This window comes from Streptomyces sp. NBC_01669 (genome assembly GCF_026339735.1).
Taxonomy (GTDB): Bacteria; Actinomycetota; Actinomycetes; order Streptomycetales; family Streptomycetaceae; genus Streptomyces; species Streptomyces yanii.
This window is the reverse complement of sequence record NZ_JAPEQG010000001.1, coordinates 8,604,838-8,628,843: the sequence shown is the minus strand read 5'-3', so window position 1 is coordinate 8,628,843 and position 24,006 is coordinate 8,604,838. Positions and strand designations below refer to the sequence as shown.

The following is a 24,006-nucleotide window of genomic DNA, read 5'->3' as shown; positions in this document are numbered from 1 at the left end:
TTGTCCTGTGCGACGCGGTGCTTGCCACCGCCGGCTAAGACATGGGGCCGAGGTTGCCTTCGAGAACGGTCTGGATGATCTGGGGCCGGTCCCAGAGGGCCAGGATTTCGTTGGCGATGGCCACGATGGGCAGGGGGTCCTGGTTGCCGTTCACCATGATGGCGGCGGCCGACAGGCTGTGCGGGACGGCTCCCGCGTCGAGGAGGACGCGCCATTCATCCGGGCCGAGCTCCAGGTACTCCAGTGTGGTGAGCTCGGCGATCTCCAGGGGATCGGCGAGCGTGCCGGGGTAGGCGGCAAGGGTCCGCAGGCGGGGCAGCTCGGTGACCGGAGCAAGGCTGAGTGGCTCAGCATCCCATACGCCGATGGACAGGACCTCCAAGCCGGGGTGTGCGGCGACCTCGATGCTTGGCAGCCTTCGGATATTGACGTGGGCCACGGTCGGCGGCTGGTCTCCGCCCGCACCGCCACGTCGCTTGCTGCGCTGGTTCATCACCAGGTCGGTGAGCGAGTCGGCGACCAGGCAGGCGCCGATGTTCTCCTCGTGGCTGAGGATGATGATCTGCCCGGCGTGTCCGCGCGGGCCGGGTGTCAGATCGACCGCCAGCCGGTCGCCACCGCCGTTGTCCCCGAAGGCGATCCAACCGGGTGAGCCGACCAGGCCCTGCACCGCGGCGTCGGGCGGGGTGACGACCGCTTCCTTCGCCGCGAACTTCCAAAGACAGTGGCGGGACGACGCGTCGGCGATGTACAGGTCGTCCAACGCGAAGAGTTCGCAGCCGACCGCCATGCATTCACGTTCCGCTGCCTCGTAGTCGTCGCCCCAGTCCTCCGACCGTGACCGTGTCACCCGGTAGAGCGCCTTGAGCTCCTCGGGCAGGGTGACGCCGAGGCGCGCTTCCGCAGCGGCGATCTCCGCCTCCGTCGCGCCGATGGCGTCGGGCAACCGCTCGCGGAGCGTCCGCTCCAGCAACGCCGGATCCGCCGAAGGGGCCGGCACCGCCCCGGGCACCGGATCGGGAAGACAGCGCCAGGGCTGAGGAATGGCGCCCTCAACCAGAATGAGCGCCCCAGGGTGCGGGGTGCCGATGCCGGGCTCCACCGCGGGGCTGGGCCCGAGCAGACGGAGCACGGTCTTCCCGGCCGGCGATATCTCCGCTGTGAACGAGACGTCATCGACACCGGCGTCCGCGAGCGCGTGATGCACCCGCTCCACCGCCTCGATCTCGTCCCGCATGTCCTCGACCTGGGCGGCCCGACCGGGCGGGGGCAGCTGTCGTCGCAGAGGCAGACTCCATCCCTGTCGGCCGATGCGACCCGCCACGCGGATGGACGGGGCAGCTTGCTCCTTCGCGCCGCTGTCCCGCAGAAGCCGCAGCACGGGCTCCCAGGTCGCGAAGTCGTGCACCGAGGGCAAGGGAGAATCCTGATCAGCCATGCGCAGACCGTACGCGGGGCCACTGACACCGAAGGCCACCGGGCCTCGCAGCGCTACAGGCCGACAGCGGCGCTCAGCGAGGCCAACCAGAACGCCCACGGGCCAACTACAGCGCTCAGTTGGCCCGTCTCACTCAACCAAGCCGGAGCCGGCCGTCCGCATGATCGGCCGGTTCCTCGATGCTGGGCACCGCGTGGGCTGGATCGCGGGCGACGAGACATCCGATGCGGAAGATCTGTCAAGCGGCCTCCGTGAGTTGAGCGTCTGAGGGTGCAGGGAAGGCGACTGTCTCGCTGTAGCAGACGCGGCGGGTGAGGCAGTGGTGGAGGCAGCCGAGCATGCGGTTGAAGAGGTTGCGCTGGGCGGCGGTGTGGCGGTCGCGGTAGCGGGCGGCGGCCATCGGGTTGATCGCGTAGACGGGGCGGCCGGCCGCGCGCAGGCAGGCGACCAGCAGACCGCGGGAGGTCTCGATGGCCACCGGGACGGGGGCCTCGGCGGTGTCGCCGTGCTCGGCGAGGAGCTGCAGGAGCTCGGCGAGTCCCTCGGCGGTGTCGTCGATCCGGGCCTTGGCCAGTAACGATCCGGTGTTGTCGACTATGGCGGCGTCGTGATGGTCGCTGGCCCAGTCGATGCCGCAGGACACCTTCAAAGCGGTTCACGTCCTCTCGGTCGAATTGCTTGCCGTGGCTGGTCACAGCCGTGCGGGGCACGCGTCTCCCTAATGGCAGGGCTCGATGGCCCGTCATCCGATTAGCCGTTCGTGACCCCAGCGACCCGCAGGGTCCTCGGTCTTGGCGAGAGCTCGGCGGCTCCCGAACACGGAAGAGGTGCTCCCTGCGGGCGGCTCGGACCACAAGCATCAACGGTCCGATCATGTGCTCGGTCACGGTGCCGGCCGCGAGCGTCGGCACCCGCCGGTCTTCTTCGAGGCTTGAGCCCAGGTGTTCGGTAGGCGTCGCGCCGACGTCGGCGTCCGGCACCGCGGCCGAGAGGGCGGGGCAGACGGCGATACGGGGGACCGAGTCTCATCTCAGGGGTCGAGCCCCTGGTCTACGGTGCGGTTCCCCCAGTACCGTCCTCTGCCTTCCCTGCGTCGAAGCGTGACTCCGCTCTCTCGGTCCAAGTCTGGCGGGCCGGTTATGCGAGGAGCGGGCATCTCTTCATTGCCCATTAGGTCCGCGGCCGCCCCGCGCAGGAACTGGTGGCCGACCTCCCGGACGACCTGCGCGGCGCCACGAAGATGCCGGAATCCGGCCGCGTACGGCTGTGGCACCAGTGCGGCAACACCATCGATGTCACTTTCCGGACCACAAAGGTGGAGGGCTCGGCGGAGGTCCTCGTCCTGGTCGCACCCACACACCACGTCGCCGCCCACGAGCAGGGCGCAACGCTCTTGCGCGCACTGTCCGCACAGAACCGGATCACGATCGCTCTGCACGACACGGATCTCACCACCCTGCAAACAAACGCCACGCCGGGCACTCTCGACGGCCGTCCAGTGGCACCCGGCACTCGGCTGCGCGACGTGCTTCGTGCCGAGGACGCCGAGAACCTCGAGGCAGTACTGCGCCAAGTGCTCGAAATCGGTGTCCCGGTGGTCCGCAGGAACCTGCAAGTGAGCTGGCGGCACGATCCGGCGCGGCAGCACGCGCTGTCTCTGTCCGCCTTCCGTCTGGAGGACGCGCGACGACGCCCCACGAGGGTCGCAGCCCTGTACATCGACAGTGCCGACGATCTGCGTGCCCGCCGTCATCTGGATCTCGCCCGCGAGGTGGCCGAGCAGGTGGGAGGCTCCCTGGACGTCGTGCGCACCGCGCAGGACCTTGCAGACGTTCTCGTACCCGCGTTCGGAGATCTCGCCGCAGTCGACCTTGCGCGCTCCGTTTTCGACGGGGAAGAGCCCTCGAAGCAGCTGTGCGGTGGAGACATGGACAACGCGGCGCTTGCGCCGGCCACCGCAGTGTGGCCGGCCGGCATCAAGCGCGGCGACCCCGTCCCGCCCCTTCCCGACCACCCCCTCCTGCGCAGCTTCCGACACGGCGAGACAGTCGTCTTCGGCCTCGACGACTTCATCGCCATGGTCAGCGACCCGCAGCTGGTCGAGTATCTCGTCCCGAAGGACGCCCATTCGGTGATGGTGGCACCGTTGCATGCCCGCGGACTCACGCTCGGCGCCATATCGGCCTGGCGATGCGGCCGATCCGACCCCTTCACCGAAGACGAGGCGGATCTCATGAGACAGATCGCCTCACGGGGTGCGCTCGCCATCGACAACGCCCGCCGTTACACGCGCGAGCACCGGGCGGCCGTAGTGCTGCAGCAGCGCCTCCTTCCCCCGGCCACAACCGACAGCCCTGCAGCCGAGACCGCCGGCGTCTACCTGCCCGCAGGCGACGGAGCGGAAATCCGCGGCGACTGGTACGACGCCATCGCTCTCCCCTCTCTCCGGCTGGCTCTCGTCGCTGGGGACGTCGTCGGCCACGGCATGTCCGCGAGCGCCACCATGGGCCGCCTGCGCGCCGCCATCCAGACGCTCGCGGACCTGGAACTCGAACCGGACGAGCTGCTCACCCGGATCGCGGACCTGGTCCAGCGCCTCGCGGCCGAAGCCCCACTCGGCGACCACGACATCATCGGCGGCACATGCCTGTACGCGGTCTACGACCCGGTCACCCAACGATGCGCCATAGCCAGTGCCGGGCACCCGCCACCCGTCCTGGTCCGGCCCGACGGAACCGCCGAAGTCGTCGCGATCTCCCCGGGGCCACCACTCGCCGTCTGCGGCATGCCGTATGAGACCACCGTGATCGACCTCGAGCCGGGCAGCGTCCTCGCTCTCTGCACCGACGGCCTGGTCGAACAGCGCGACCGCGACATCGACCAAGGCCTGCGGCGCCTGACGGATGCCCTCGCCGCGTCCTGCCGTCCGGATCGCGCTCTGGACGAAACCGGTCGGGCTCTCCTCGCCGACCTGACAGACCAAGCGCCGCGCGACGACGCGACGCTGCTCCTCGCACGCACCCGCGCCATCCCGGCGGAGGACACCGCTCACTGGGAAATCCCGGCCGACCCTGCCGCTGTCTCCAAAGCCCGAGAATGGACAACCCGCCAACTCACCGCGTGGGGCCTCGAGGACCTCGCCTTCACCACCGAACTCATCGTCAGCGAACTGGTCACCAACGCCATCCGCTACGGTCGTCCGCCTGCGGAACTTCGTCTGATTCGCCACGACGTCCTGGTGTGCGAGGTCACCGACTCCAGCGGCACCCAGCCTCGCCTGCGGCGCGCCCACACCACCGACGAGGGAGGACGCGGTTTGTTCCTCGTCGCCCAACTCGGCCAGCGCTGGGGCTGCCGCCATGGCCAGAACCGCAAGACGATCTGGTCCGAGCAGCTCATCGAGTGCCCCCGCTGACCGGGGCCTGCTCGTTACGGCCCCGTGCGGGCGCCCCTGCTCGCAGGTTGCCGAGCAGTCGAAGAACTACCGGTACTCGACCAACCACCAGGTCGTCATCGACGCCGATACCCGACTCGTCGTCGCCGTCGGCCGACCGGTCACGGGCAACCGCAACGATTGCAAGGCGTGGGAACTTTCTGGTGCGAAGGCTGCCGTCGGCCGGGCCACGGTCATCGCGGACGGCGGCTATCGGGGCACCGGCCTGCTCATCCCGCACCGCCGTGAACGCGGCCAGACCGAACTGCCAGCTTGGAAAGAGGAGCACAACACTTCCCACCGCAAGGTCCGGGCCCGCGTCGAGCACGCCTTCGCGCGGATGAAGGCATGGAAGATCCTTCGTGACTGCCGTCTGAAAGGCGACGGCGTTCACACCGCCATGCTCGGCATCGCCCGGCTGCACAACCTCGCCCTCACGGGGTAACTCCCGCCCCATACGAGACCAGAGCGGCCCCGGGGAGGCGGCTCCCCGCCTCCCCTGCTCGGAGAATGCTCAGTCGATACAGAATTCGTTGCCCTCGATGTCCAGCATTGGGATGCACGACTCGTTTTCCTCATCGGCATACAGCGTTTGCACATGGGTGGCGCCGAGCGCGACCAGCCGTGCGCACTCAGCTTCGAGCGTGGCGAGGCGCTCGTCCCCCACGAGCCCGGTGCCGACCCGGACGTCGAGATGCACCCGATTCTTGACGATCTTGCCTTCGGGGACGCGCTGGAAGTACAGGCGCGGGCCCACGCCTGAGGGATCACTGCAGGCGAACCATGAACCCTGCTCCTCAGGAGGCAGGGTACGGTTGAAATCGTCCCAGGTGGCGAACCCCTCCGGTGGCGGCGGTATGACATACCCCAACACCTCGCACCAGAAACGAGCGAGGCGCTCAGGTTCTGCGCAGTCAAAGGTGACTTGGAACCTCTTGATCGTTGACATCGGCGCACCATAGCAGGCGGACTCTGCCGCCCATTTCCCCAGACAGATCCGCCCGCCACCCGTCGCGCCCTGGGTCACCTTGGACACCAAGTGACCAAACCGGACAGTCCGCGAGAACGACGCGACCGTGGCGACGGAGCGCCCCAGTGGTCCCCAGGATCCAGTCCTGACAACCAACCTTCATGCCAAGATCAGTTGCGGGACATCCCTTGGAACGGCCGCAATATTCGGTGCCAACTAGCCTGCTTTTGTGTCAACTAAAGAGCCTGGTCACAAACCCTCAGCGGCGTACGCGCGGCATCCCCAGGCCGATCCACGAGATGATTTCCCGCTGTATCTCGTTGTTGCCACCACCGAAGGTGAAGATGACCGCGGACCGGTATCCCCGTTCGAGTTCGCCGTGCAGGACGGCGCCCGCCGAGCCTTCCTTGAGCGGTCCGGCCGAGCCGAGGATCTGCATCAGCCAGGCGTAGGCGTCGCGTCGCGCCTCGGAGCCAAAGACCTTGACGGCGGAGGCGTCCTGCGGGGTGAGGGTGGACCGCTGGACGGCGGAGACCATCTGCCAGTTGAGAAGCTTCATGGCGTCGAGCCGGGTGTGGGTCCGGGCGAGGAGGGCACGGACCCAGCCGAGGTCGATGACCCGGCGCCCGTCGGCGAGCTCGGTGCCGGCGGCCCAGCGCTGCACGTTGTGGAGGGCGCGGATGGCCATGGTGCCGTGGGCGGCGAGGGTGACGCGCTCGTGATTGAGCTGGTTGGTGATGAGCCGCCATCCCTTGTTCTCGTCGCCGACGCGACGGGAGAGGGGGACGCGGATGTTCTCGTAGTAGCTTGCAGTGGTGTCGTGCGAGGCGAGGGTGTTGATCAGGGTGCAGGAGTAGCCGGGGTCGCTCGTGGGGACGAGCAGCATGGTGATGCCCTTGTGCGGCGGGGCGTCGGGATCGGTGCGGACGGCGAGCCACACCCAGTCGGCGGTGTCGCCGTTGGTCGTCCAGATCTTCTGCCCGTTGACCACATATGTGTCGCCGTCGCGTACGGCGCGGGTCTTGAGGGCCGCGAGGTCGGTGCCCGCGTCGGGTTCGCTGTAGCCGATCGCGAAGTCGATCTCGCCTGCCAGGATCTTCGGCAGGAAGTACGCCTTCTGTTCGTCGGTACCGAACTGCATGATCGTCGGGCCGACGGTGTTGAGCGCCATCAGGGGCAGCGGTACGCCCGCCTGGGCCGCTTCGTCGAAGAAGATGAACTGTTCCATCGGGGACAGGCCGCGTCCGCCGAACTCCGTGGGCCAGCCGACGCCGAGCCAGCCGTCGGCGCCGAGGCGTCGGATCGTCTCGCGGTAGAAGCGTTTCTGGACGGTGGGGTCGTCGTATCTGGCGTAGGCGTTGTCGGGAACGAGTCCGGCGAAGTACGTGCGCAGCTCGGCGCGCAACTGCTGCTGCTCAGGCGTGTATTCGAGGTGCACGGCCCCTCCAGGAGTCTCGCGGTCGCGTCGTCCGTGTGCGGCGGCGCACACAGTAGAACGTGTTGCAAGAATCCGGAAGGGCCGCGGAACCGCACCCGGGGTGTCAGCGCTTGACGGCGCGCAGCACGACGAACTTCGGGTCGCCGGCGACGGTGGCGCAGTTGCCGAAGATCCGGCGCAGCTGCGTGTGGTACCCGAGGTGCCGGTTGCCGACGACCCACAGCTCGCCGCCCTGCCGCAGCACGGTCCGCGCCCCGTGGAACATGTTCCGGGCGGTGGCGTCGGTGGTCGCCAGATGCGAGTGGAACGGTGGGTTGTTGAGCACCAGGTCCACGCTGCCCGGGACCAGGTCCGCCGTCCCGTCACCGACCAGGAAGCGTGCCTCGGCGTCCGCGCCGACATTGGCACAGAAGGTCGCCTCGGCGGACGCGACCGCCTGGTAGGACTCGTCGACGAAGGTGACCGCCGCTCCGGGGTTGGCGAGCGCGGCGGAGGTGCCGACGACCCCGTTGCCGCAGCCCAGGTCCACGACGCGGTCGTGGCCGGTGCGCTCGGGAAGATGGTTCAGGAAGAAGCGGGTGCCGATGTCGAGGCGCTCGGCACAGAAGATCCCGGCGTGGTTGACCACGGTCCGGCCGGAGACCGCGCCGACGTCGCCGGGCAGCTCGTACCGGTACGGCCAGGGGCTGGGGGTACGGGCCAGCGCCGGGTCCGGGGTGCAGAAGATCAGCCGAGCCTTCTTCACCGCGAGCGAGGTGCGGGTGGGGCCGATGATCCGCTCGAACAGTTTGAGGGTGGAGGTGTGGATCTCCTTCACCATGCCGGTGCCGATGACGACGGTTCCGGCGTGCACGGCGGGCGCGAGCCGGTGCAGCTGATCCTCCAGAAGCGCGAGGCTCTTGGGAACCCGCACGAGAAGGACGTCGATCCGGTCCGGCGGGGTGTCCCTGGCCGACAGGAGACGTACGGCGTCCTCGTCGTGGCCGTTGCGGACGAGGTTCGCCAGCGTCGCACGCTGGGCGAGGTACGAGTCGGTGATCTGTACGGGGTGGTGCCCGGCCAGCACCGTACTCAGGGCGCCCCAGCGGTCACCCACCACGACCACGGTGCCGGTCAGCTCGACCGGGGTCGCACCGTCGGTCCCCTCCAGCTGCTGGAGCAGATATTCGTCGGCAGCGTCCCAGGCGCGGAACGGGTCGCGCGGGTGCTCGGGGTAGCGGGCGAGCTCGTACTCGCCCTTTGACGTCGTCAAACGGTTCATTGTGCCTTCAGGCTAGCCGAGCGGCGGGGAGCGCCCACACACTCCCCGCCGCGCCGGCCGCCCACTGTGAGTTCCTCTAAGGCAACTGCTTTTCGATTGCCGCCCGGCCCTCTCGTGCCAGCCGGCGCTGTGCCCACTCCAGATTCTGCGGAGTCAGGTCCCGCCCGGAGGCGAGCACCAGGTCCTCTGCCGACGCATTGTCGCTCCCGCCGGTGTGCAAGAGGCTGTCCGGGGTCACCCCCCGGGCCAGGGATGCGGATACGGATTCGGGGTCTTCGCTCATGCCGCCTCCTCGTCCTTGCGGCAATTCTCGCCCTGCGGCTCCAGGAGCGCATCCGAAGCGTTCACTTGACCTGCACATGATAAGTACGCAGCGTTCACACCGTGATCACGGTGCGTGTGGAAGGCTCCCGCTGACCACGTACCACACAACCACCACGGCGCCGTCCCCCACCCCGTGACGGCGTCGCGGTGCCGCATGCCCCGGAGAGGACACCCCACATGTCCCGTCGCCGCCATCACCACCGGCGCCCATTGCTCGCCACCCTCGCCGCCTTCGCGGTTCTCGCCGGCACGGCCGCCGCCGCACCGGCGGCACCTGCCGCGCCCCGGACCGCACCGGCGGCCGCGACGCCGCTCACCACGCTCGACGACACGTACTACCAGAGCGCGATCGGCAAGACCGGCACCCAGCTCAAGAGCGCCTTGCACTCGATCATCAGCGTCCAGTCCAAGATCTCGTACAGCCAGGTCTGGGACGCGCTCAAGAACACCGACCAGGACCCCGCCAACTCCTCGAACGTCATCCTGATCTACTCCGGGCGCTCCGAGCCGAAGAGCGACAACGGGGGCTCGGTCGGCCAGTGGAACCGTGAGCACGTCTGGGCCAAGTCGCACGGCGACTTCGGCACCACCACCGGACCCGGCACCGACATCCACCACCTTCGCCCGGAGGATGTCACCGTCAACTCCATCCGCGGCAACAAGGACTTCGACAACGGCGGCAGCGCGGTGAGCGGGGCACCGGGCAACTACACCGACAGCGACTCCTTCGAGCCGCGCGATGCGGCCAAGGGCGATGTCGCTCGCATGATCCTCTACATGGCGGTGCGCTACGAGGGCGACGACGCCTTCGCCGACCTCGAACCGAACGAGAAGGTGAACAACGGCTCCGCGCCGAACATCGGCAGGCTCTCCGTGCTGAAGCAGTGGAGCCAGGAAGACCCGCCGGACACCTTCGAGAAGCGACGCAACGACGTCATATTCGACCAGTACCAGCACAACAGGAACCCGTTCATCGACCACCCGGAATGGGTCGAATCCATTTGGTAGAACGGCCGATTCGTCCAGCACGCGGTCACGTCGTCGGGCGAACCGCCCGACGACGTGACCGCGGACGAGCGGACGGCGCGTACGGCAGGCATGACGGGCACGGCCGGCCGGACCCTCGCCCGTACCCTCGCCGGTGTCGGCGCCCCGGTCGCCCCTAGGGCTCCAGGTCATGAGCAACGCGTTCGACGGCCTCGTCGCGTGAGGTGAACCGCTGGGGCGCCGTCGGACCTTCGCCGGCGGACACTGCTGCCAAGTGGCCCGCCGGGTCGACCACCGCCGTCCGCCGGCCGCCCTCCGCGAGCCGCTCCAGTCCGGACCGCAGCATCGCCAGGGCCACGGTGTCCACCCCTGTCACCTGTCGCAGATCCAGCACCACGGACGCGGTTTCCTGCGTCCGCGACTCGTCGAGCGCGTACAGCACCCGTTCCACCGCGGTGAAGTCGAGCGCCCCCTGCGCGGCCACGACCGACACCTGCTCCCGCAGAGCACGCTCCTGCTCCCCCGTCGGGGCGGACGGCAGGTCGTCGGCGGTGGTGACCAGAGTGACGGTCGAACCGGCGAGTGCCGGGTTGTGCATCAGGTGCAGACCGAGCCGCTCCGAGAGCGCCCCCAGCGCTCGGCGTCCGCGCACCGAGGTGCCGGTCGGATCGAGGGGCGGACTGTACGTCGCCAGGCCGAACCGGGCCGGTCCCGCTGCGATCAGACCACCCGACACCCCGCTCTTGGCGGGCAGCCCCACTCGCAGCAGCCAGTCGCCCGAGGCGTCGTACATGCCGCACGTCGCCATCACGGCGAGCACCTGCGCGGCGACCGTTTCCTCGACGACCGCCTCACCGGTGAGCGGGTTCACCCCGCCGTGCGCGAGCGTCGCAGCCATCGCGGCGAGGTCGAGGGCCGTGACCCGCACCGCGCACTGCCGGAAGTAGGTCTCGACCGACGCCACCGGGTCGACGGGCAGCAGACCGGTGCTGCGGATCAGGTAGGCGAGGGCGCGGTTGCGGTCGCCGGTGGCGACCTCGGAGGCGTACACCGCCTCGTCGACGTCCAACTGCCGTCCGGCGAAACGGCTCAGGCAGTCCAGGATGCGGTCGAACCTCGGAGCGTCGGCGGTGTCCGGGATCAGCGCGGTGGTGACGATCGCACCGGCGTTGACCATGGCGTTGGCCGGACGTCCGGTCGCCCGTTCCAGGCTGATGGCGTTGAACGCCTCGCCACTGGGCTCGGCATTCACCCAGCGGCACACCTCGTCGAGTCCGAGGACGGACAGCGCGAGGGCATAGACGAATGGCTTCGACACGGACTGCATGGTGAACGGGGCATCGGCCTCACCGGTGCTGTAGCGGTGGCCGTCCATGCTGATCAGCGCCAGCCCGAAGGCGTCCGGGTCGGCCAGCGCCAACTGGGGGATGTAGTCGATGAGTTCTCCGGCCCTCTCCCCCATGAACCGGCTGCGCAGTTCCCGCAGGACGTCCGTCACTGCGTCGGCGGCGGCGCTCACCTCGCCCCCGTCGTCAGCTGCGCTCGGCCTGGGCGATCCGGGGGAACGACTTGACGCCCGCTGCCTTACGGCTGTTCGCGTGTTCACTGACCGTCCTGCCGGGCGGGGCGTCCGCGAAGCCGAGCACCACGGAATCGAGGACCTTCCCCGACGCGTCGACGAACTCCACCCGGACCGCGTAGAACGCCGGCTTGTCGGTGGGGTTGGTGACGCGGACCAGGGCGCTTCGGAACTGCTCGGACTTGGCGACCGGCAGCCCGGTCACCGAGACGTCCTTCACGGCGTTCCCCTGACCCTGCACCCCTGCGAGCTGCTTGGTCGCGCGCTGCCTGTTGCGTTCGACCTCGGCGGAGACCGAGGCCGCGAACTCCTCCTGGGTGCGCGGCGAGGCGCTCGCGGACGGCGACTCGGCCGTGCCCGGGGACACCGTACGGGTGCTCCTGGCCGTGCCCGGCGCGGTGGTGCCGGAGCCGTTGCAGGCGGCGGTGCCGGCGACGATCACCGCGGCCAACAGGGCGGGGGTCAGGCGGCGGGCGGTGCGGCCGCCGAGGGTGCGCCGCAGGGGGCGGGACTGGTTCACGGACACTCCGGGTCTGCTCGGGAAAGTGGGTCGACGGCATACGGCAGGACGGGGGACGCACCGGGCGAACCCGGATCCACCGGGCTCCTCCACTCGGGTCACGCGGCGTCGTCGCCGAAGACCTCACGGAGCCGCGCCTCGCTGAGGGTGTCCAGGTTGCTGTGGAGGAGCTCGGCGCCCCCACCGGGGAGCGCGCCGCTGATCCGGTCCGGAACCTCGTTCGTGGTCAGGAGGAACAGGGCCGAAGTGCCGGGCGTCACCTGCTTCTTGACCTCGTCGATGAAGTCGTCGTCGATGCCGACGTCGGCCAGCTTGCCACCCAGCGCCCCGGCCGCCGCGCCGATGGCCGCGCCCAGCAGCGGCATCAGGAAGATCAGCCCGAAGAGCATTCCCCAGAACGTGCCGCTCAAGGCGCCCGCGCCGACCAGGTTGAGCAGCTGCTTGGTCTTCGGCTTCGACTTGTCGGCCGGCCAGCTGACCACCGCGGCGTCCAGGATCTTGATCAGCCCCTCCTTCTGCAGGGACTTGAGCGTGGTCTCCACGTCCTCCGCGCCCTCGGCCGACTGGCTTCCACACGGTGAGCGTGGACATCGCACATCCCTCCTGAGGCAAGGTCAAGCAATTCGCTCATATTAGGATCAAAAGGTATGAATTGACTCGTCGAAGTCGTCCGCTCTGCACGGGAGTGGGCGCAATCCTCCGGAGGGAACTATGGATACGGACGCCCTGACCGCCGGCCTGCTGCAGGAGCTGCGAGCGCCCAAGCCCTATCCGGCTGTGTCCCTGACCATGCCGACGCACCGACAGGCTCCGGACAACGCCCAGGACGCCGTACGGCTGCGCAACCTGCTCTCCGAAGCCGAACGGCGGCTCGACGCCGATCCCGCGGTGTCCCGGGAGGCCAGGGCGGCCATCAAGACGCAGCTGGCCCGCGCGATCGACGAGGTCGATACACGCCGCAGGCTCGACGGTCTGCTCGTCCTGGCCACGGCGGACGAGCATCAGATCTGGCTGCTTCCCCGTACGGCGCCCGAACGGGTGGTCCTGAGTGACACCTATCTGACCCGGAACCTGGTGGCCTCGAAGGCCCTGGCCGAACCGTACTGGGCACTCACCGTCGCGGCCGACCACGCGACACTGTGGAGCGGAACGGCCGACTCCGTGCGCCAGGAGCAGACTGGCGGGTTCCCGCTGACGGTTCCGCAGGAGAAACCGAACCCGCAGCGCAAAGAGCAGATCGGGGACACGCCGAGCACGTTCTCCGACGAGGAGACGCGCATCTTCCTGCGCTCCGTCGACGAGAAGTTGCGTGCCGTCCTGGCCGCCGATCCGCGACCGGTGTACCTGGTCGGTCTCGCCCCGGCCCTCGCCCTGCTGGACGAGGTCGGCGGGACCACCAAGCCGGCGGTCGGCCGGGTCACGAAGGGGGTGCCGGCCGATCTGTCGCCGAGCGGCTTCCTCAAGGAACTCGCACCCGCTCTCGGCCAACGCCGGACAGAGGCCGCCGCGGAGGTCGCGTCCAGGCTCGACGACGCCCGCGGCCGCCGTGCCTACGCAGGTGGTCTCGACGAGGTGTGGGCAGCCGTGCGGGAGGGGCGGGCCGCTCTCGTCGCGGTGGAGGAGCAGTTCCAGCAGACCGTGCGGGTCACGGACGAGCACCTGGAGCCCGTGCCCGCGGGCACCGTGGGCACCGCCGACGGGACGATCCGCGAGGACATCGTCGACGAGCTCGTCGAGGCGGCGTTGGACAGCGGCGCCGATGTGGTGTTCCTCGCCGACGACTCGCTGGCGGAGCACGGGCGGATCGCGGCAGCTCTGCGCTACTGAGCAGGAGTCTCTGCGCAGCGGAAGCACCCCATGTGAACAGGGCCGGAGCGGGTGCGGCGGTACGCAGGACGGCGGACAGCCTCCGGACGGCGGGCCGCGGCGCCCTCGCCACTTCGAGGGCGGATGAGGACCAGGGCGGCTGCGCGGCTGCCCGGGCGGCCGCGAGGCCCCGTACGGGCGGCGATCCGATGCGTGCCCCTGGAGCCGCTGGGACACTGGAGAGGGCGCCCCGGATCCCCGTCCCGCACAAGACACAGCCCCCGGGAGAGGAAGTGACCGCACCATGCCACCCGGATCCAGTACCAACCGTGTGCGGCAGTACGAACACATCAAGGAGAGTGCGCAGGAGCGCGGAGTGAGTGAGGAGCGGGCCGAGGAGATCGCGGCGCGCACGGTGCACATGGAGCGTGCTCGCTCCGGCGAGTCGAGGACCGCGAGCGATCTGTTCGTCCATGACCTCTCGTCCGCGCAGCGCGGCGGCAGTCCGGGCCCCCGCAGCGGAGCCGAAGGCCCCACCCGCGACCAGCTCTACGAAGAGGCCAGGAAGAAGAACATCAAGGGACGCTCGAACATGACGAAGTCCCAACTGGCCAGGGCGGTCGGCCGCTGAGCGCTCGCCCCCGTCGGTCCACATCCACCTCGGGGTCCGTCCGGACAGGGCGTTGTCAGCCGTCCCAGGTCCAGTCGGCCACCTCGGGCAGGTCTGTGCCGTGTTCACGGATCCACGCGTGATGGCGGGTGCGGACATCCGCCATCGCCTGGCGCACGGCCACGGCACGGACGCCGAGTCCGGGCACCCGGTCGATGACGTCCATGGCCAGCCGGTAGCGGTCGAGGTCGTTCCGGACGACCATGTCGAACGGCGTGGTGGTCGTACCCTCCTCCTTGTAGCCCCGCACGTGCAGGTGGGCGTGCCCGGTCCGCCGGTAGGCGAGCCGGTGGATCAGCCAGGGATAGCCGTGGTAGGCGAAGATCACCGGCTTGTCCCGGGTGAAGACGGCGTCGTACTCGGCGTCGGGCATGCCATGGGGATGCTCGCTCTGCGGCAGCAGCTTCGTCATGTCGACCACGTTCACGACACGCACAGCGAGTTCCGGCACATGGCGGCGGAGCAGCCCGGCCGCCGCGACGGTCTCCAGCGTGGGTACGTCCCCGGCGCAGGCCAGCACGACATCGGGTTCACGGCTGCCGTCCTCCGTACCCGCCCATTCCCAGACGCCGACCCCGCGCGCGCAGTGCGCCCGGGCCTCGTCGAGGGTGAGCCAGTCGAAACCGGGCTGTTTGCCCGCCACGATCACATTGACGTAGTCGCGGCTGCGCAGGGCGTGGTCGGCGACGGACAGCAGGGTGTTGGCGTCCGGCGGCAGGTAGACCCGAACGACTTCGGGGCTCTTGTTGAGGATGTGGTCGACGAACCCGGGGTCCTGGTGCGAGAAGCCGTTGTGGTCCTGACGCCAGACGTGCGAGGTGAGCAGATAGTTGAGGGAGGCGACGGGGCGGCGCCAGGGCAGCCGGCGTGAGGTGCGCAGCCATTTGATGTGCTGGTTGACCATCGAGTCGATGATGTGGGCGAACGCCTCGTAGCAGGAGAAGAGTCCGTGCCGGCCGGTGAGGAGATAGCCCTCCAGCCATCCCTGGCACAGGTGCTCGGAGAGGACCTCCATGACACGGCCGTCGCGGGCAAGATGCTCGTCGGTGGGGAGCGTCCGCGCCTGCCAGGCCTTGCCGGTGGCCTCGTACACCGCGTCGAGCCGGTTCGACGCGGTCTCGTCGGGGCCGACGAGGCGGAAGTCGCGGCGTCCGGCGGTGGCGGCCATGACATCTTCGAGGAGCCCGCCGAGCACCCGCGTCGGCTCGTGCTGGACGGTGCCGGGTTCGGCGACCTCGACGGCGTGTTCCTCAAGGGGTGGCACCGGCAGATCGCGCAGGAGCAGCCCGCCGTTGGCGTACGGGGTGGCGCCGAGGCGTGCCGTCCCCTCGGGTACGCAGTCGAGGACCTGCGGGGTCGGCCTGCCCTCGCTGTCGAAGAGCTCGTCGGGCCGGTAGGAGCGCAGCCAGGCCTCCAGCTGCCGCAGGTGTTCGGGGTTGTCCCGGACGCCGGACAGCGGAACCTGGTGGGCGCGCCAGGTGCCTTCGACGGGCAGCCCGTCGACCTCCCGGGGGCCGGTCCAGCCCTTGGGGGTGCGCAGCACGATCATGGGCCAGGCGGGACGGCCGGTGTCGCCGCCGGTGCGTGCGGCGCTCTGGAGTTCCCCGATGCGGTCGACGGCCCTGTCCATCGCGTCGGCCATCGCCCGGTGGACGGTGAAGGGATCGTCTCCGCCGACGTACAGCGGCTCGTGCCCGTAGCCGCGCAGCAGTGCGTCCAGTTCCGTCTCGGGGAGACGGGCGAGCACCGTCGGGTTGGCGATCTTGTAGCCGTTGAGGTGGAGCACCGGAAGGACGGCCCCGTCGTGCACGGGGTCGAGGAATTTGTTGGAGTGCCAGGACGCGGCGAGCGGGCCCGTCTCCGCTTCACCGTCGCCGATGACGCAGGTGACGAGCAGGTCCGGGTGGTCGAACGCGGCGCCGTAGGCATGGGTGAGGGCGTAGCCGAGTTCCCCGCCCTCGTGGATGGAGCCTGGTGTCTCCGGTGCGACATGGCTCGGTACCCCGCCGGGGAAGGAGAACTGTCTGAACAGCAGCCCCATGCCGGCCGCGTCACGGCTGACATCGGGGTATGTGTCGGAGTAGCTGCCCTCCAGCCACGCGTTGGCGAGGACGGCGGGACCACCGTGGCCGGGGCCCCAAACACAGAGCGCCTGGATGGAGCGGGCCTTGATGACACGGTTGAGGTGGGTGTGGACCAGGTTGAGTCCGGGAGAAGTGCCCCAGTGACCGAGCAGTCGGGGCTTGATGTGCTCCGGGGCGAGCGGCTCCTTCAGGAGCGGGTTGGACATCAGATAGATCTGGCCGACGGCGAGGTAGTTGGCGGCGCGCCAGTGCGCGTCAAGAGCCGATACCTCGACGTCGGACAGGCCGGACGCCCCTGCCGGAGCAGAGGCGTCCGGTGCACGGGCGTCGTCCGTGCGGGTGTGAGGCGTGCGGGCGTCGCTCATGTGCGTCTCCTCGACAGGGTCGCAAGCAGTACGGGCCGGCGTCACGGGGCAGCTATGCGGACCGGCTTTCGTCCGCCTCGGGTCCGTACCAGACCGTCGTGGCATTGCAGAACTCGCGAATCCCGTGCCCGGCGAGCTCCCGCCCGTAGCCGGAGCGCTTCACTCCACCGAAGGGCAGTGCGGGGTGGGAGGCCGTCATGCCGTTGAAGAAGACACCACCCGCCTGCAGATCACGCACGCACTGACGGCTTTCGTCGGGGTCACGTGTCCATACGTTGGAGCTGAGACCGAAGGGGCTGTCGTTGGCCAGGGCCACGGCTTCGCCCAGGTCGGCGGCCCGGTACAGCGTGGCGACGGGGCCGAAGGTTTCCTCGCGGTGGATCCGCATGGCCGGGGTGATCGCGCTGAGGACAGTGGGGGCATAGAACCAGCCGCGGTCCAGCCTCGCGCCCAGACCGGTGGGCCGGCTGCCACCGCAGAGCACGGTCGCTCCCTGCCCTACGGCGTCGTCCACCAGCTCCTCGATGTCGGTGCGGCCCTGTTCGCTGGCGAGGGGGCCGATGTCAGTGGACTCCTGCTGCGGGTCGCCGACCTTCAGAGCGCGCATTCCTGCGGTGAACTCCTCGGCGAACTCGTCGTACACATCGGTGTGCACGATGAACCGTTTGGCGGCGATGCAGGACTGGCCGTTGTTCTGCACGCGGGCGGTCACCGCTGTACGGGCGGCCTGCCGCACGTCGGCCGAGGGAAGGACGAGAAACGGGTCGCTGCCGCCCAGTTCCAGCACGGTGTGTTTCACCTCGTCGCCCGCGATCGCCGCGACCGCGCGGCCGGCCGGCTCGCTCCCGGTGAGGGTGGCGGCGACGACCCGGGGGTCACGCAGGATGGACTCGACCGCCCCGGACCCGACCAGCAGCGTCTGGAAGCAGCCTGCCGGGAAACCTGCCCGGCGGAACAGGTCCTCCAGGTACAAGGCGGTCTGCGGGACGTTCGACGCGTGCTTGAGCAGGCCGACGTTGCCCGCCATGAGCGCGGGGGCCGCGAACCGTACGACCTGCCAGAGCGGGAAGTTCCACGGCATCACGGCGAGGACGGGGCCCAGCGGACGGTAGTGGACATAGGCCCGGGAGGCTCCGGCATCGCTCACATCGCCGGCCGACGGGTGCTCGTCCGCGAGAAGTTCCTCGGCGGCGGCCGCGTACCAGCGCATGGCCTTGGCGCATTTCGCGGCCTCCGCACGGGCCGCCCTGACGGGCTTGCCCATTTCGGTGGTCATGGTGCGGGCGATGTCCTGCTGGTCCTCGTCGAGGAGGTCGGCGGCCCGGTTCAGCAGGCGGGCCCGTTCGCCGAACCCGGTCGTGCGGTACTCCCGGAACGTGGTGTCCGCGGCCGCGAGCCTGCGTTCGATCTCCGCGGCTCCCAGTGCGTCGAACGTCTTGAGGGTCTCGCCGTTCGCGGGGTTGACCGTCGCGATGGGCATGACTGTGGCCTCCTTGCCTCGGTTCTTCGACCGTGCCTCGCCACGCCCCGTCGCGCAACGCGGACCCTCGTGCGGATACCCGACCGGCGCGGACCATGTGTGCTGTGAGCACGTCATCCGCGCCGGTGGGCAGGGCGGTCTTCTTCGCGTACGGACCCGCGTACCGGTCCGGATCGGAATGCGCGCTGCCTGTTTCGTGGGGCCGGCAGCGGCGGCCGCGTCAGACGAGGGCGGGCTCGGAGACGGGCGGCAGCAGGAACTCGCGTACCCCGGGCAGCGGCGTGCGGGGCAGCAGATCGGTACTCCGCGGCGCCTCGGCGTAGCGGGTGAACCAGACGACCTTGCCGTCGAGAGTCCGGCAGGTGCCCCAGCTGTGGCTCAGGGCCATCACACGGCTGAGACCACCGCCGCCGGTGCTGAGCAGCCGCGGCATCTCCGAACTGTTGTCCGCGACGGAGACCGTGAGGTGCCGTCCGGACCAGCGGAGTTCGACGACGCAATGGTTGTCGTCACCGACGTGCCGGTGGACGTTGGTCAGCAACTCCTCCACACCCCGGCACACCGGCCGGATGTGGAGTTCGAGGCTCCAGTGGCGCAGATGCGCGGCGACGATCCGTCGCACCTGGGTAACGCGCTCTGCCGATACCTGGAGTTCGACCAGATAGTGCCGGTCGAGTGGAACGGTCATCGTCGAGGCTCCTCACATCGAGGCCCACCTGCTTCGCTCGTTGAACCAACGACCCCCCGAACACAAAGAGTGAGCAGATGTCACTGTTAGGTCACTCCTTAGGGTGACCCGGTAGGACCGGTTGCGCAACACGTCGGCCGACGGGGCCGTGGCCACGGGGCGGGAGGCTGTCCCCGGAAGCCTGCTCGGCCCTGGAAGAGGGCGGGCAGGGCCAGTGTGGCGAGCAGTGTCATGCCCATGAGCGCACAGGTCACGTAGTTGCCGATGTGCCCCGAGTGAAGGCGCCGCAGCGGCTCCGTCCACCGGTCTGCCGCCCATGCCGCGGGGCGCCCTACGGCATGGGCGCCGAGCGCGACGGCCGGCAGCCCCGCCGGCCCCCGAGGCGGGGAACGACCCGGCGTGCCGTCGGTGCGGCTCCTCGAAGTACCGCCAGGAGCAGGCGAGTACGGCCCACGGTCAGCAGCGAGATCAGTGCCGCGAGTCCGAGCGCCACCGGGGCGCCGACCAGCACGATGCCCACGCTCCGGCCGCCCTGCGGCTTCCAGTCGGCGTCGAACGCGGCCACCAGTGGTCCACCCGCGCTTCACCGGGCGTCAGGGCAGATACGGCAGCAGCTTGTCCGGAGTGAGCGGGAGGTTGCGCAGCCGGGCTCCGGTGGCGTGCCGCACCGCGTTGCCGATGGCGGCCGCGGCCCCGACGATGCCGATCTCGCCGATGCCCTTGCTGCCCATCGGGTTGAGATGCGGGTCGTCCTCGTCGATCCAGTGCGCCTCGATCTCCGGGACGTCGGCGCAGACGGGCACGTGGTAGGAGGCGAGGTCGTTCTGCGTGAAGTCGCCGAAGACGGGGTCGATCGTGCTGCCCTCGGTCAGTGCCATGCCGAGCCCCATGATCATGCCGCCGATGAACTGGGAGCGTGCGGTACGGGAGTTGAGGATGCGTCCGGCGGCGAAGACACCGAGCATGCGCCGCACCCGGACCTCACCGGTGCGGGTGTCGACGGCGACTTCGGCGAAGTGCGCACCGAACGCATGCCGTGCGTACGGGGATTCCACCGCTGCGTCCTGGGCGGTGTCGGCGGTGACCGTGACGCCCTCGTCGGGCAGGGGTCCGGTGCGCTCCCGCAGGTGGCGTGCCAGGGCGGTGGATGCCTTGTGCACGGCCCAGCCCCAGGAGGCCGTACCCGCGGAACCGCCGGCCAGGGGCGCTTCGGGCAGCGCGCTGCTGCCGATGTCGATCCGGACGTCGGTCACGGGGGTGTCCAGCGCGGACGCCGCGATCTGCGCGAGGACGGTGCGGGCGCCGGTGCCGATGTCGGTGGCATTGATCCTGATGCGGTAGGTGCCATCGGCGGCGGCGTGTGCCGAGGCGCTGGAGCCGGCGATGTATACGGGGTACGTGGCGGAGGCGACGCCCGTACCGAGCAGCAGTGGGCCTTCCATTCGGACCGCGGGGCTCGGATCGCGGTCGTACCAGCCGAAGCGTGCGGCGCCCTCCTCCAGGCAGGCGGCGAGGCCGCGGCTGCTGAAGGGGCGGCCGGTGTCGGGTTCGTACGCGGGGTCGTTGCGCAGGCGCAGTTCGACGGGGTCGATACCGAGGGCCACGGCCAGCTCGTCCATGGCCGACTCCAGCGCGTACATGCCGGGGGCCTCGCCGGGTGCCCGCATCCACGAGGGGCTGGGCACGTCCAGGGCGGTCACCCGGTGGGCGGTGCGGCTGTGCTCGGACGAGTACATCGTGCGGGCCGGTACGGCCGCCTGTTCCACGAACTCCTTGACCGTGGAGGTGTGGGTGATGATCTCGTGGGCGAGCGAGGTGAGGGTGCCGTCGAGTTCCGCGCCGAGTCTGACGCGCTGCACGGTGGGGGCTCGGTGGCCCACGACGGCGGGCAGTTCGCGCCGCGGCAGGGCGAGCTTGACGGGGCGTCCGGTGTGGCGCGCGGCCATGGCGGCCAGCACCGCCTGCGGGCGCGCGGTGCCCTTGGAGCCGAAGCCGCCGCCGACGTGTTCGGACACGACCGTGACCTGTTCGGGCCGGAGCCCGAACACGGTGGCCAGGGCGTCGCGAACCGTTCCGGTGCCCTGGCTGGAGTCGTACACGGTCAGCTGCCCGTCGTCCGTCCAATGGGCGGTGGCGGCGTGCGGTTCCATGGGGTGGTTGTGGAGGGGCCCGAGCGTGTATGTGGCGTCGATCTGTACGGGGGACACGGCGAAGGCGCGGTCGAAGTCGCCCCGTTCGCGAACGGCGGGGTATCCACCGTTCACCGTCTGCGGTGTGTACAGGCCCGGGTGGTCCTCGTCGAGCAGGACATCGTGCCCGGCACTCTCGTACTCGATCCGGACGGCCTCGGCTCCGGCGCGGGCCGATTCGAGGGTGTCGGCCACCACGAGCGCAACGTGCCGGCCCCGGTGCGGGACCCAGGCGTCCTGGAGGACGGCGAGGACCGGGTCGTCCGGCTGCTTCAGCTTCGGGGCGTTCTCATGGGTGAGGACGGTGTGCACGCCGGGCAGGGCGAGTGCCTCGTCGGTGTGGATCGCCGTGATCCGGCCGCGTACGACGGTGGCCGGTACGGGCCAGGCGTACAGACAGCCCGGCGGAGTGTGCTCGGCGGCGTAGCGGGCGGCGCCGACGACCTTGTCCCGGCCTTCGAGGCGGACCACAGGGCTGCCCAGCGGCTGGGGCGCGTCGCTCATGGTGGGAAGTCCACTTCCTCAGTTGCGGGTGGTGAGTGCGGCCAGCGCGTCGACGGCCAGGCTGCGGGCGAGCTCCACCTTGAATGCGTTGTCGCGCAGCGGCCGGGCGGCCGCCAGTTCGGCGTCCACGGCCCGGGTGAAGGTGTCGTCGGTGGTGGCGGCGCCCCGGAGGATCTCTTCCGCGGCGCGGGCGCGCCAGGGGCGGTGGGCGAGCCCGCCGAAGGCCAGTGCTGCGTGCTCGATGCGGCCGTCGCGGGCGGTGACGACCGCGGCGACGGAGGCGAGCGCGAAGGCGTAGGAGGCACGGTCGCGGGCCTTGCGGTAGACGGAGACGGCGCCCTCGGGACGCGGCGGCAGCAGCACCTCGGTGATCAGCTCGCCCGGCCGGATCACGGTGTCGCGGTCGGGAGTGTCTCCCGGCAGGCGGTGGAAGTCGGTGACGGGTACGCTCCGCTCGCCGTCCGGCCCGTACAGCTGGACCGTGGCGTCGAGGGCGGCCAGGGCGACGGCCATGTCCGACGGATGGGTGGCGACACATGCCTCGGAGTGGCCGATGACCGCCAGGTCGCGGTGGGTGCCTTCACGAGCGGGGCAGCCGATGCCCGGTACCCGTTTGTTGCACGGCTTCGAGATGTCCTGAAAGTACGGACATCGGGTGCGCTGCAACAGGTTTCCGCCGGTCGTGGCGGTGTTGCGGAGCTGCCCGGAGGCTCCGGAGAGCAGCGCCTGCGACAGGGCGGGGTAGCGGGTGCGCACGGCGTGGTGGGCGGCGAGGTCACTGTTGCGTACGGTCGCACCGATGCGCAGACCTCCGTCGGAGGTGTCCGCCACCTGGTCCAGGGGCAGCCCCCTGACGTCGACGAGGAGATCCGGGGTCGCCACACCGAGTTTCATCAGGTCGATCAGATTGGTGCCCCCGCCGAGGAAGACGGCCCCCGGGTGGCGGGTCATCGCGCTGACCGCCTCGTCAGTGGTGCGGGCGCGCAGATATCCGAACGGTTTCACGACGCCACGTCCTCGATCGCTTCGACGATGCGCGGGTAGGCGCCGCAGCGGCACAGGTTGCCGCTCATCCGCTCCCGGATCTCGGGGGCGGTGAGCCGCGCCGGGGCGGAACCGTCCCCGCCGTCCTCGGTGACGTGGGACGGGAAGCCGTCCGCCGCTTCACCGAGCATGCCGACGGCCGAGCAGATCTGACCGGGTGTGCAGTAGCCGCACTGCAGGGCGTCCCTGGCCAGGAATGCCTCCTGGACGGGATGCAGCCGGTCACCGTCGGCGAGGCCCTCGACAGTCGTGATGCGGGCCCCGTCGTGCGCGACGGCGAGCAGCAGACAGCTGTTGGCGCGCCGGCCGTCGACAATGACGGTGCACGCCCCGCACTGACCGTGGTCACAGCCCTTCTTGGCGCCGGTGAGGCCCAGATGTTCGCGCAGCGCGTCCAGGACGGTCGTGCGGTGATCGAGTGTCAGGGTCCGTGGCGTGCCGTTGATGTGCAGCGCCACGGCGGAACGGTGGCGGGTCTCCCCCAGCTGTCCGGAACTGTTCTCCCGCTCGCTGGTGGGATCCACGCGCTCACACCTCTCATCAATGTGACTTTGCGTGCTTTGTACCAGATGCGCATCGGCTTTTCGGGTTCATCGCCCCCACGCCGGTACAGTTCTGCGCCCTACCGGCTCTCCAGCCGCAGGCGCACCTCCTCCTCCTGGTCACCGGAGACCGTTCCGACGACCTGCACCGTGAAGGCGTCCGCCAGGTGTTTCCTGAGCTCCTCGACCGCCCAGTAACCGCCCTGCACATCGACCTTCACGGGCTCGCCCAGCACGACGGGACCCGAGACCACCCGCGCCTCGGACACGTCGACGGTCATGGTCCATACCGTGGGGCGCTTTCCCGCCAGGTCCTGCGGCACGTCCACCAAAGCCCGGTCAGTGGCGAAGGCGGCCCGCAGGACGTCGAAGACCGTTCGTGCGTCATCCTTCGCGCATCCGCTGATGGCGACCGACACCTCCTTTCCGTGCCGATACTCCTCCGTCTGCGACTGTGTGCTGTTCACCGGGGTTCCTTCCGCTCGGAGTTCTGCCGCAGGTTGCCGCGCCGGGGACCTGCGGTGTGGACCGGATCCTCGGCGGACGCGATGCCGGTCGCGAAGATCCCGAAGCGTGCGCGGGCCGAACCCGCGAGCAGCGCGAGACCGGCGCCGACGGCGGCCGCCCCGGCGGTTCCCGAGCACGGCCGCTCCGCGGCGCCGCGCCACGGACTGATCGGTGAAT

The 24,006-nt window shown here is 69.8% G+C and carries 20 protein-coding genes and 3 pseudogenes; 5 read left to right on the top strand and 18 right to left on the bottom strand.

The genetic code is table 11. The features are described 5' to 3' along the window. Nucleotides 1-34: 34 nt before the first annotated feature. Both OG972_RS38620 and OG972_RS38615 read right to left on the bottom strand, forming a co-directional pair. Entirely contained in the window at nt 35-1,438 is a 1,404-nt protein-coding gene (locus OG972_RS38620; protein WP_266989514.1) for an SMI1/KNR4 family protein, read from the bottom strand. Nucleotides 1,439-1,793: 355 nt separating this feature from the next. Further along, nucleotides 1,794-2,087: pseudogene (locus tag OG972_RS38615) on the bottom strand (transposase); the annotation flags it as partial. Between the two features lie 552 nt (nt 2,088-2,639). Here OG972_RS38615 and OG972_RS38610 point away from each other — a divergent pair. Both OG972_RS38610 and OG972_RS38605 read left to right on the top strand, forming a co-directional pair. Continuing rightward, the gene (locus OG972_RS38610) at nt 2,640-4,853 is read left to right on the top strand and encodes a SpoIIE family protein phosphatase (RefSeq protein WP_266989512.1); all 2,214 of its coding nucleotides are present in this window, start codon (nt 2,640-2,642) and stop codon (nt 4,851-4,853) included. A 46-nt stretch (nt 4,854-4,899) separates the two neighbouring features. Then, nucleotides 4,900-5,316, top strand: a pseudogene (locus tag OG972_RS38605) (transposase); the annotation flags it as partial. 69 nt (nt 5,317-5,385) lie between these two features. Here OG972_RS38605 and OG972_RS38600 read toward each other — a convergent pair. The 4 genes from OG972_RS38600 to OG972_RS38585 all read right to left on the bottom strand — a co-directional run bounded on the left by OG972_RS38600 (nt 5,386) and on the right by OG972_RS38585 (nt 8,823). Continuing rightward, entirely contained in the window at nt 5,386-5,820 is a 435-nt protein-coding gene (locus tag OG972_RS38600) for a VOC family protein (RefSeq protein WP_266989510.1), read from the bottom strand. 280 nt (nt 5,821-6,100) lie between these two features. After that, complete coding sequence (locus OG972_RS38595; RefSeq protein ID WP_266989508.1) at nt 6,101-7,279, bottom strand: acyl-CoA dehydrogenase family protein; 1,179 nt, start codon at nt 7,277-7,279, stop codon at nt 6,101-6,103. A gap of 103 nt (nt 7,280-7,382) precedes the next feature. Then, nucleotides 7,383-8,540 (bottom strand): methyltransferase, encoded by a 1,158-nt coding sequence (locus OG972_RS38590; RefSeq protein WP_266989506.1) that lies wholly within the window; start codon nt 8,538-8,540, stop codon nt 7,383-7,385. Between the two features lie 76 nt (nt 8,541-8,616). Further along, nucleotides 8,617-8,823 carry a hypothetical protein gene (locus tag OG972_RS38585; RefSeq protein WP_266989504.1) on the bottom strand — a complete coding sequence of 69 codons (207 nt, stop codon included), beginning with the start codon at nt 8,821-8,823 and terminating at the stop codon, nt 8,617-8,619. 218 nt (nt 8,824-9,041) lie between these two features. Here OG972_RS38585 and OG972_RS38580 point away from each other — a divergent pair, with 218 nt between their 5' ends. Next, the gene (locus tag OG972_RS38580) at nt 9,042-9,872 is read left to right on the top strand and encodes an endonuclease I family protein (RefSeq protein ID WP_266989502.1); all 831 of its coding nucleotides are present in this window, start codon (nt 9,042-9,044) and stop codon (nt 9,870-9,872) included. A gap of 154 nt (nt 9,873-10,026) precedes the next feature. Here OG972_RS38580 and glsA read toward each other — a convergent pair whose 3' ends face one another. From glsA to OG972_RS38565, 3 genes are all read right to left on the bottom strand, one after another. Further along, complete coding sequence (glsA, locus tag OG972_RS38575; RefSeq protein ID WP_266989500.1) at nt 10,027-11,370, bottom strand: glutaminase A; 1,344 nt, start codon at nt 11,368-11,370, stop codon at nt 10,027-10,029. A gap of 13 nt (nt 11,371-11,383) precedes the next feature. Next, nucleotides 11,384-11,950: a hypothetical protein gene (locus OG972_RS38570; RefSeq protein ID WP_266989498.1), complete on the bottom strand. Its 567-nt coding sequence runs from the start codon at nt 11,948-11,950 to the stop codon at nt 11,384-11,386. Nucleotides 11,951-12,048: 98 nt separating this feature from the next. Continuing rightward, on the bottom strand, nt 12,049-12,492 hold the full coding sequence (locus OG972_RS38565) for a DUF1269 domain-containing protein (protein WP_266989496.1): 444 nt from the start codon (nt 12,490-12,492) through the stop codon (nt 12,049-12,051). A 169-nt stretch (nt 12,493-12,661) separates the two neighbouring features. On the opposite strand from OG972_RS38565, the gene OG972_RS38560 reads away from it, so the two are divergent. Further along, nucleotides 12,662-13,777 (top strand): chemotaxis protein, encoded by a 1,116-nt coding sequence (locus OG972_RS38560; RefSeq protein WP_266989494.1) that lies wholly within the window; start codon nt 12,662-12,664, stop codon nt 13,775-13,777. 283 nt (nt 13,778-14,060) lie between these two features. Further along, complete coding sequence (locus OG972_RS38555) at nt 14,061-14,387, top strand: plasmid stabilization protein (protein WP_266989492.1); 327 nt, start codon at nt 14,061-14,063, stop codon at nt 14,385-14,387. Between the two features lie 55 nt (nt 14,388-14,442). Here OG972_RS38555 and OG972_RS38550 read toward each other — a convergent pair whose 3' ends face one another. The 9 genes and pseudogenes from OG972_RS38550 to OG972_RS38510 all read right to left on the bottom strand — a co-directional run. Beyond that, complete coding sequence (locus tag OG972_RS38550) at nt 14,443-16,875, bottom strand: phosphoketolase (RefSeq protein ID WP_266989490.1); 2,433 nt, start codon at nt 16,873-16,875, stop codon at nt 14,443-14,445. A gap of 52 nt (nt 16,876-16,927) precedes the next feature. Beyond that, nucleotides 16,928-18,355, bottom strand: coding sequence for an NADP-dependent succinic semialdehyde dehydrogenase (locus OG972_RS38545; RefSeq protein WP_266989488.1), 1,428 nt, complete (start codon nt 18,353-18,355; stop codon nt 16,928-16,930). 220 nt (nt 18,356-18,575) lie between these two features. Continuing rightward, complete coding sequence (locus tag OG972_RS38540) at nt 18,576-19,043, bottom strand: ATP-binding protein (protein ID WP_266989486.1); 468 nt, start codon at nt 19,041-19,043, stop codon at nt 18,576-18,578. Nucleotides 19,044-19,374: 331 nt separating this feature from the next. Continuing rightward, nucleotides 19,375-19,608, bottom strand: coding sequence for a hypothetical protein (locus OG972_RS38535; protein ID WP_266989484.1), 234 nt, complete (start codon nt 19,606-19,608; stop codon nt 19,375-19,377). 28 nt (nt 19,609-19,636) lie between these two features. After that, nucleotides 19,637-21,736, bottom strand: a complete 2,100-nt coding sequence (locus OG972_RS38530; protein ID WP_266989482.1) for a xanthine dehydrogenase family protein molybdopterin-binding subunit — start codon at nt 21,734-21,736, stop codon at nt 19,637-19,639. 18 nt (nt 21,737-21,754) lie between these two features. Beyond that, nucleotides 21,755-22,741: a xanthine dehydrogenase family protein subunit M gene (locus OG972_RS38525; protein WP_266989480.1), complete on the bottom strand. Its 987-nt coding sequence runs from the start codon at nt 22,739-22,741 to the stop codon at nt 21,755-21,757. Continuing rightward, nucleotides 22,738-23,265 carry a 2Fe-2S iron-sulfur cluster-binding protein gene (locus OG972_RS38520; protein ID WP_323135966.1) on the bottom strand — a complete coding sequence of 176 codons (528 nt, stop codon included), beginning with the start codon at nt 23,263-23,265 and terminating at the stop codon, nt 22,738-22,740. The genes OG972_RS38525 and OG972_RS38520 overlap by 4 nt, the downstream gene beginning before the upstream one ends. 137 nt (nt 23,266-23,402) lie before the next feature. Beyond that, entirely contained in the window at nt 23,403-23,789 is a 387-nt protein-coding gene (locus OG972_RS38515; protein ID WP_266989479.1) for a hypothetical protein, read from the bottom strand. Then, nucleotides 23,786-23,944 (bottom strand): annotated as a pseudogene (locus OG972_RS38510) (polysulfide reductase); the annotation flags it as partial. The pseudogene OG972_RS38510 and the gene OG972_RS38515, both read right to left, overlap by 4 nt. Between the last annotated feature and the right edge of the window lie 62 nt (nt 23,945-24,006).

Bases quoted from the DNA above. Each gene is read 5' to 3' on its own strand.
- OG972_RS38620 (WP_266989514.1), bottom strand. From the start codon at position 1,438: ATGGCTGATCAGGATTCTCCCTTGCCCTCGGTGCACGACTTCGCGACC.
- OG972_RS38600 (WP_266989510.1), bottom strand. From the start codon at position 5,820: ATGTCAACGATCAAGAGGTTCCAAGTCACCTTTGACTGCGCAGAACCT.
- OG972_RS38590 (WP_266989506.1), bottom strand. From the start codon at position 8,540: ATGAACCGTTTGACGACGTCAAAGGGCGAGTACGAGCTCGCCCGCTAC.
- OG972_RS38585 (WP_266989504.1), bottom strand. From the start codon at position 8,823: ATGAGCGAAGACCCCGAATCCGTATCCGCATCCCTGGCCCGGGGGGTG.
- OG972_RS38580 (WP_266989502.1), top strand. From the start codon at position 9,042: ATGTCCCGTCGCCGCCATCACCACCGGCGCCCATTGCTCGCCACCCTC.
- OG972_RS38560 (WP_266989494.1), top strand. From the start codon at position 12,662: ATGGATACGGACGCCCTGACCGCCGGCCTGCTGCAGGAGCTGCGAGCG.
- OG972_RS38555 (WP_266989492.1), top strand. From the start codon at position 14,061: ATGCCACCCGGATCCAGTACCAACCGTGTGCGGCAGTACGAACACATC.
- OG972_RS38550 (WP_266989490.1), bottom strand. From the start codon at position 16,875: ATGAGCGACGCCCGCACGCCTCACACCCGCACGGACGACGCCCGTGCA.
- OG972_RS38545 (WP_266989488.1), bottom strand. From the start codon at position 18,355: ATGCCCATCGCGACGGTCAACCCCGCGAACGGCGAGACCCTCAAGACG.
- OG972_RS38540 (WP_266989486.1), bottom strand. From the start codon at position 19,043: ATGACCGTTCCACTCGACCGGCACTATCTGGTCGAACTCCAGGTATCG.
- OG972_RS38530 (WP_266989482.1), bottom strand. From the start codon at position 21,736: ATGAGCGACGCGCCCCAGCCGCTGGGCAGCCCTGTGGTCCGCCTCGAA.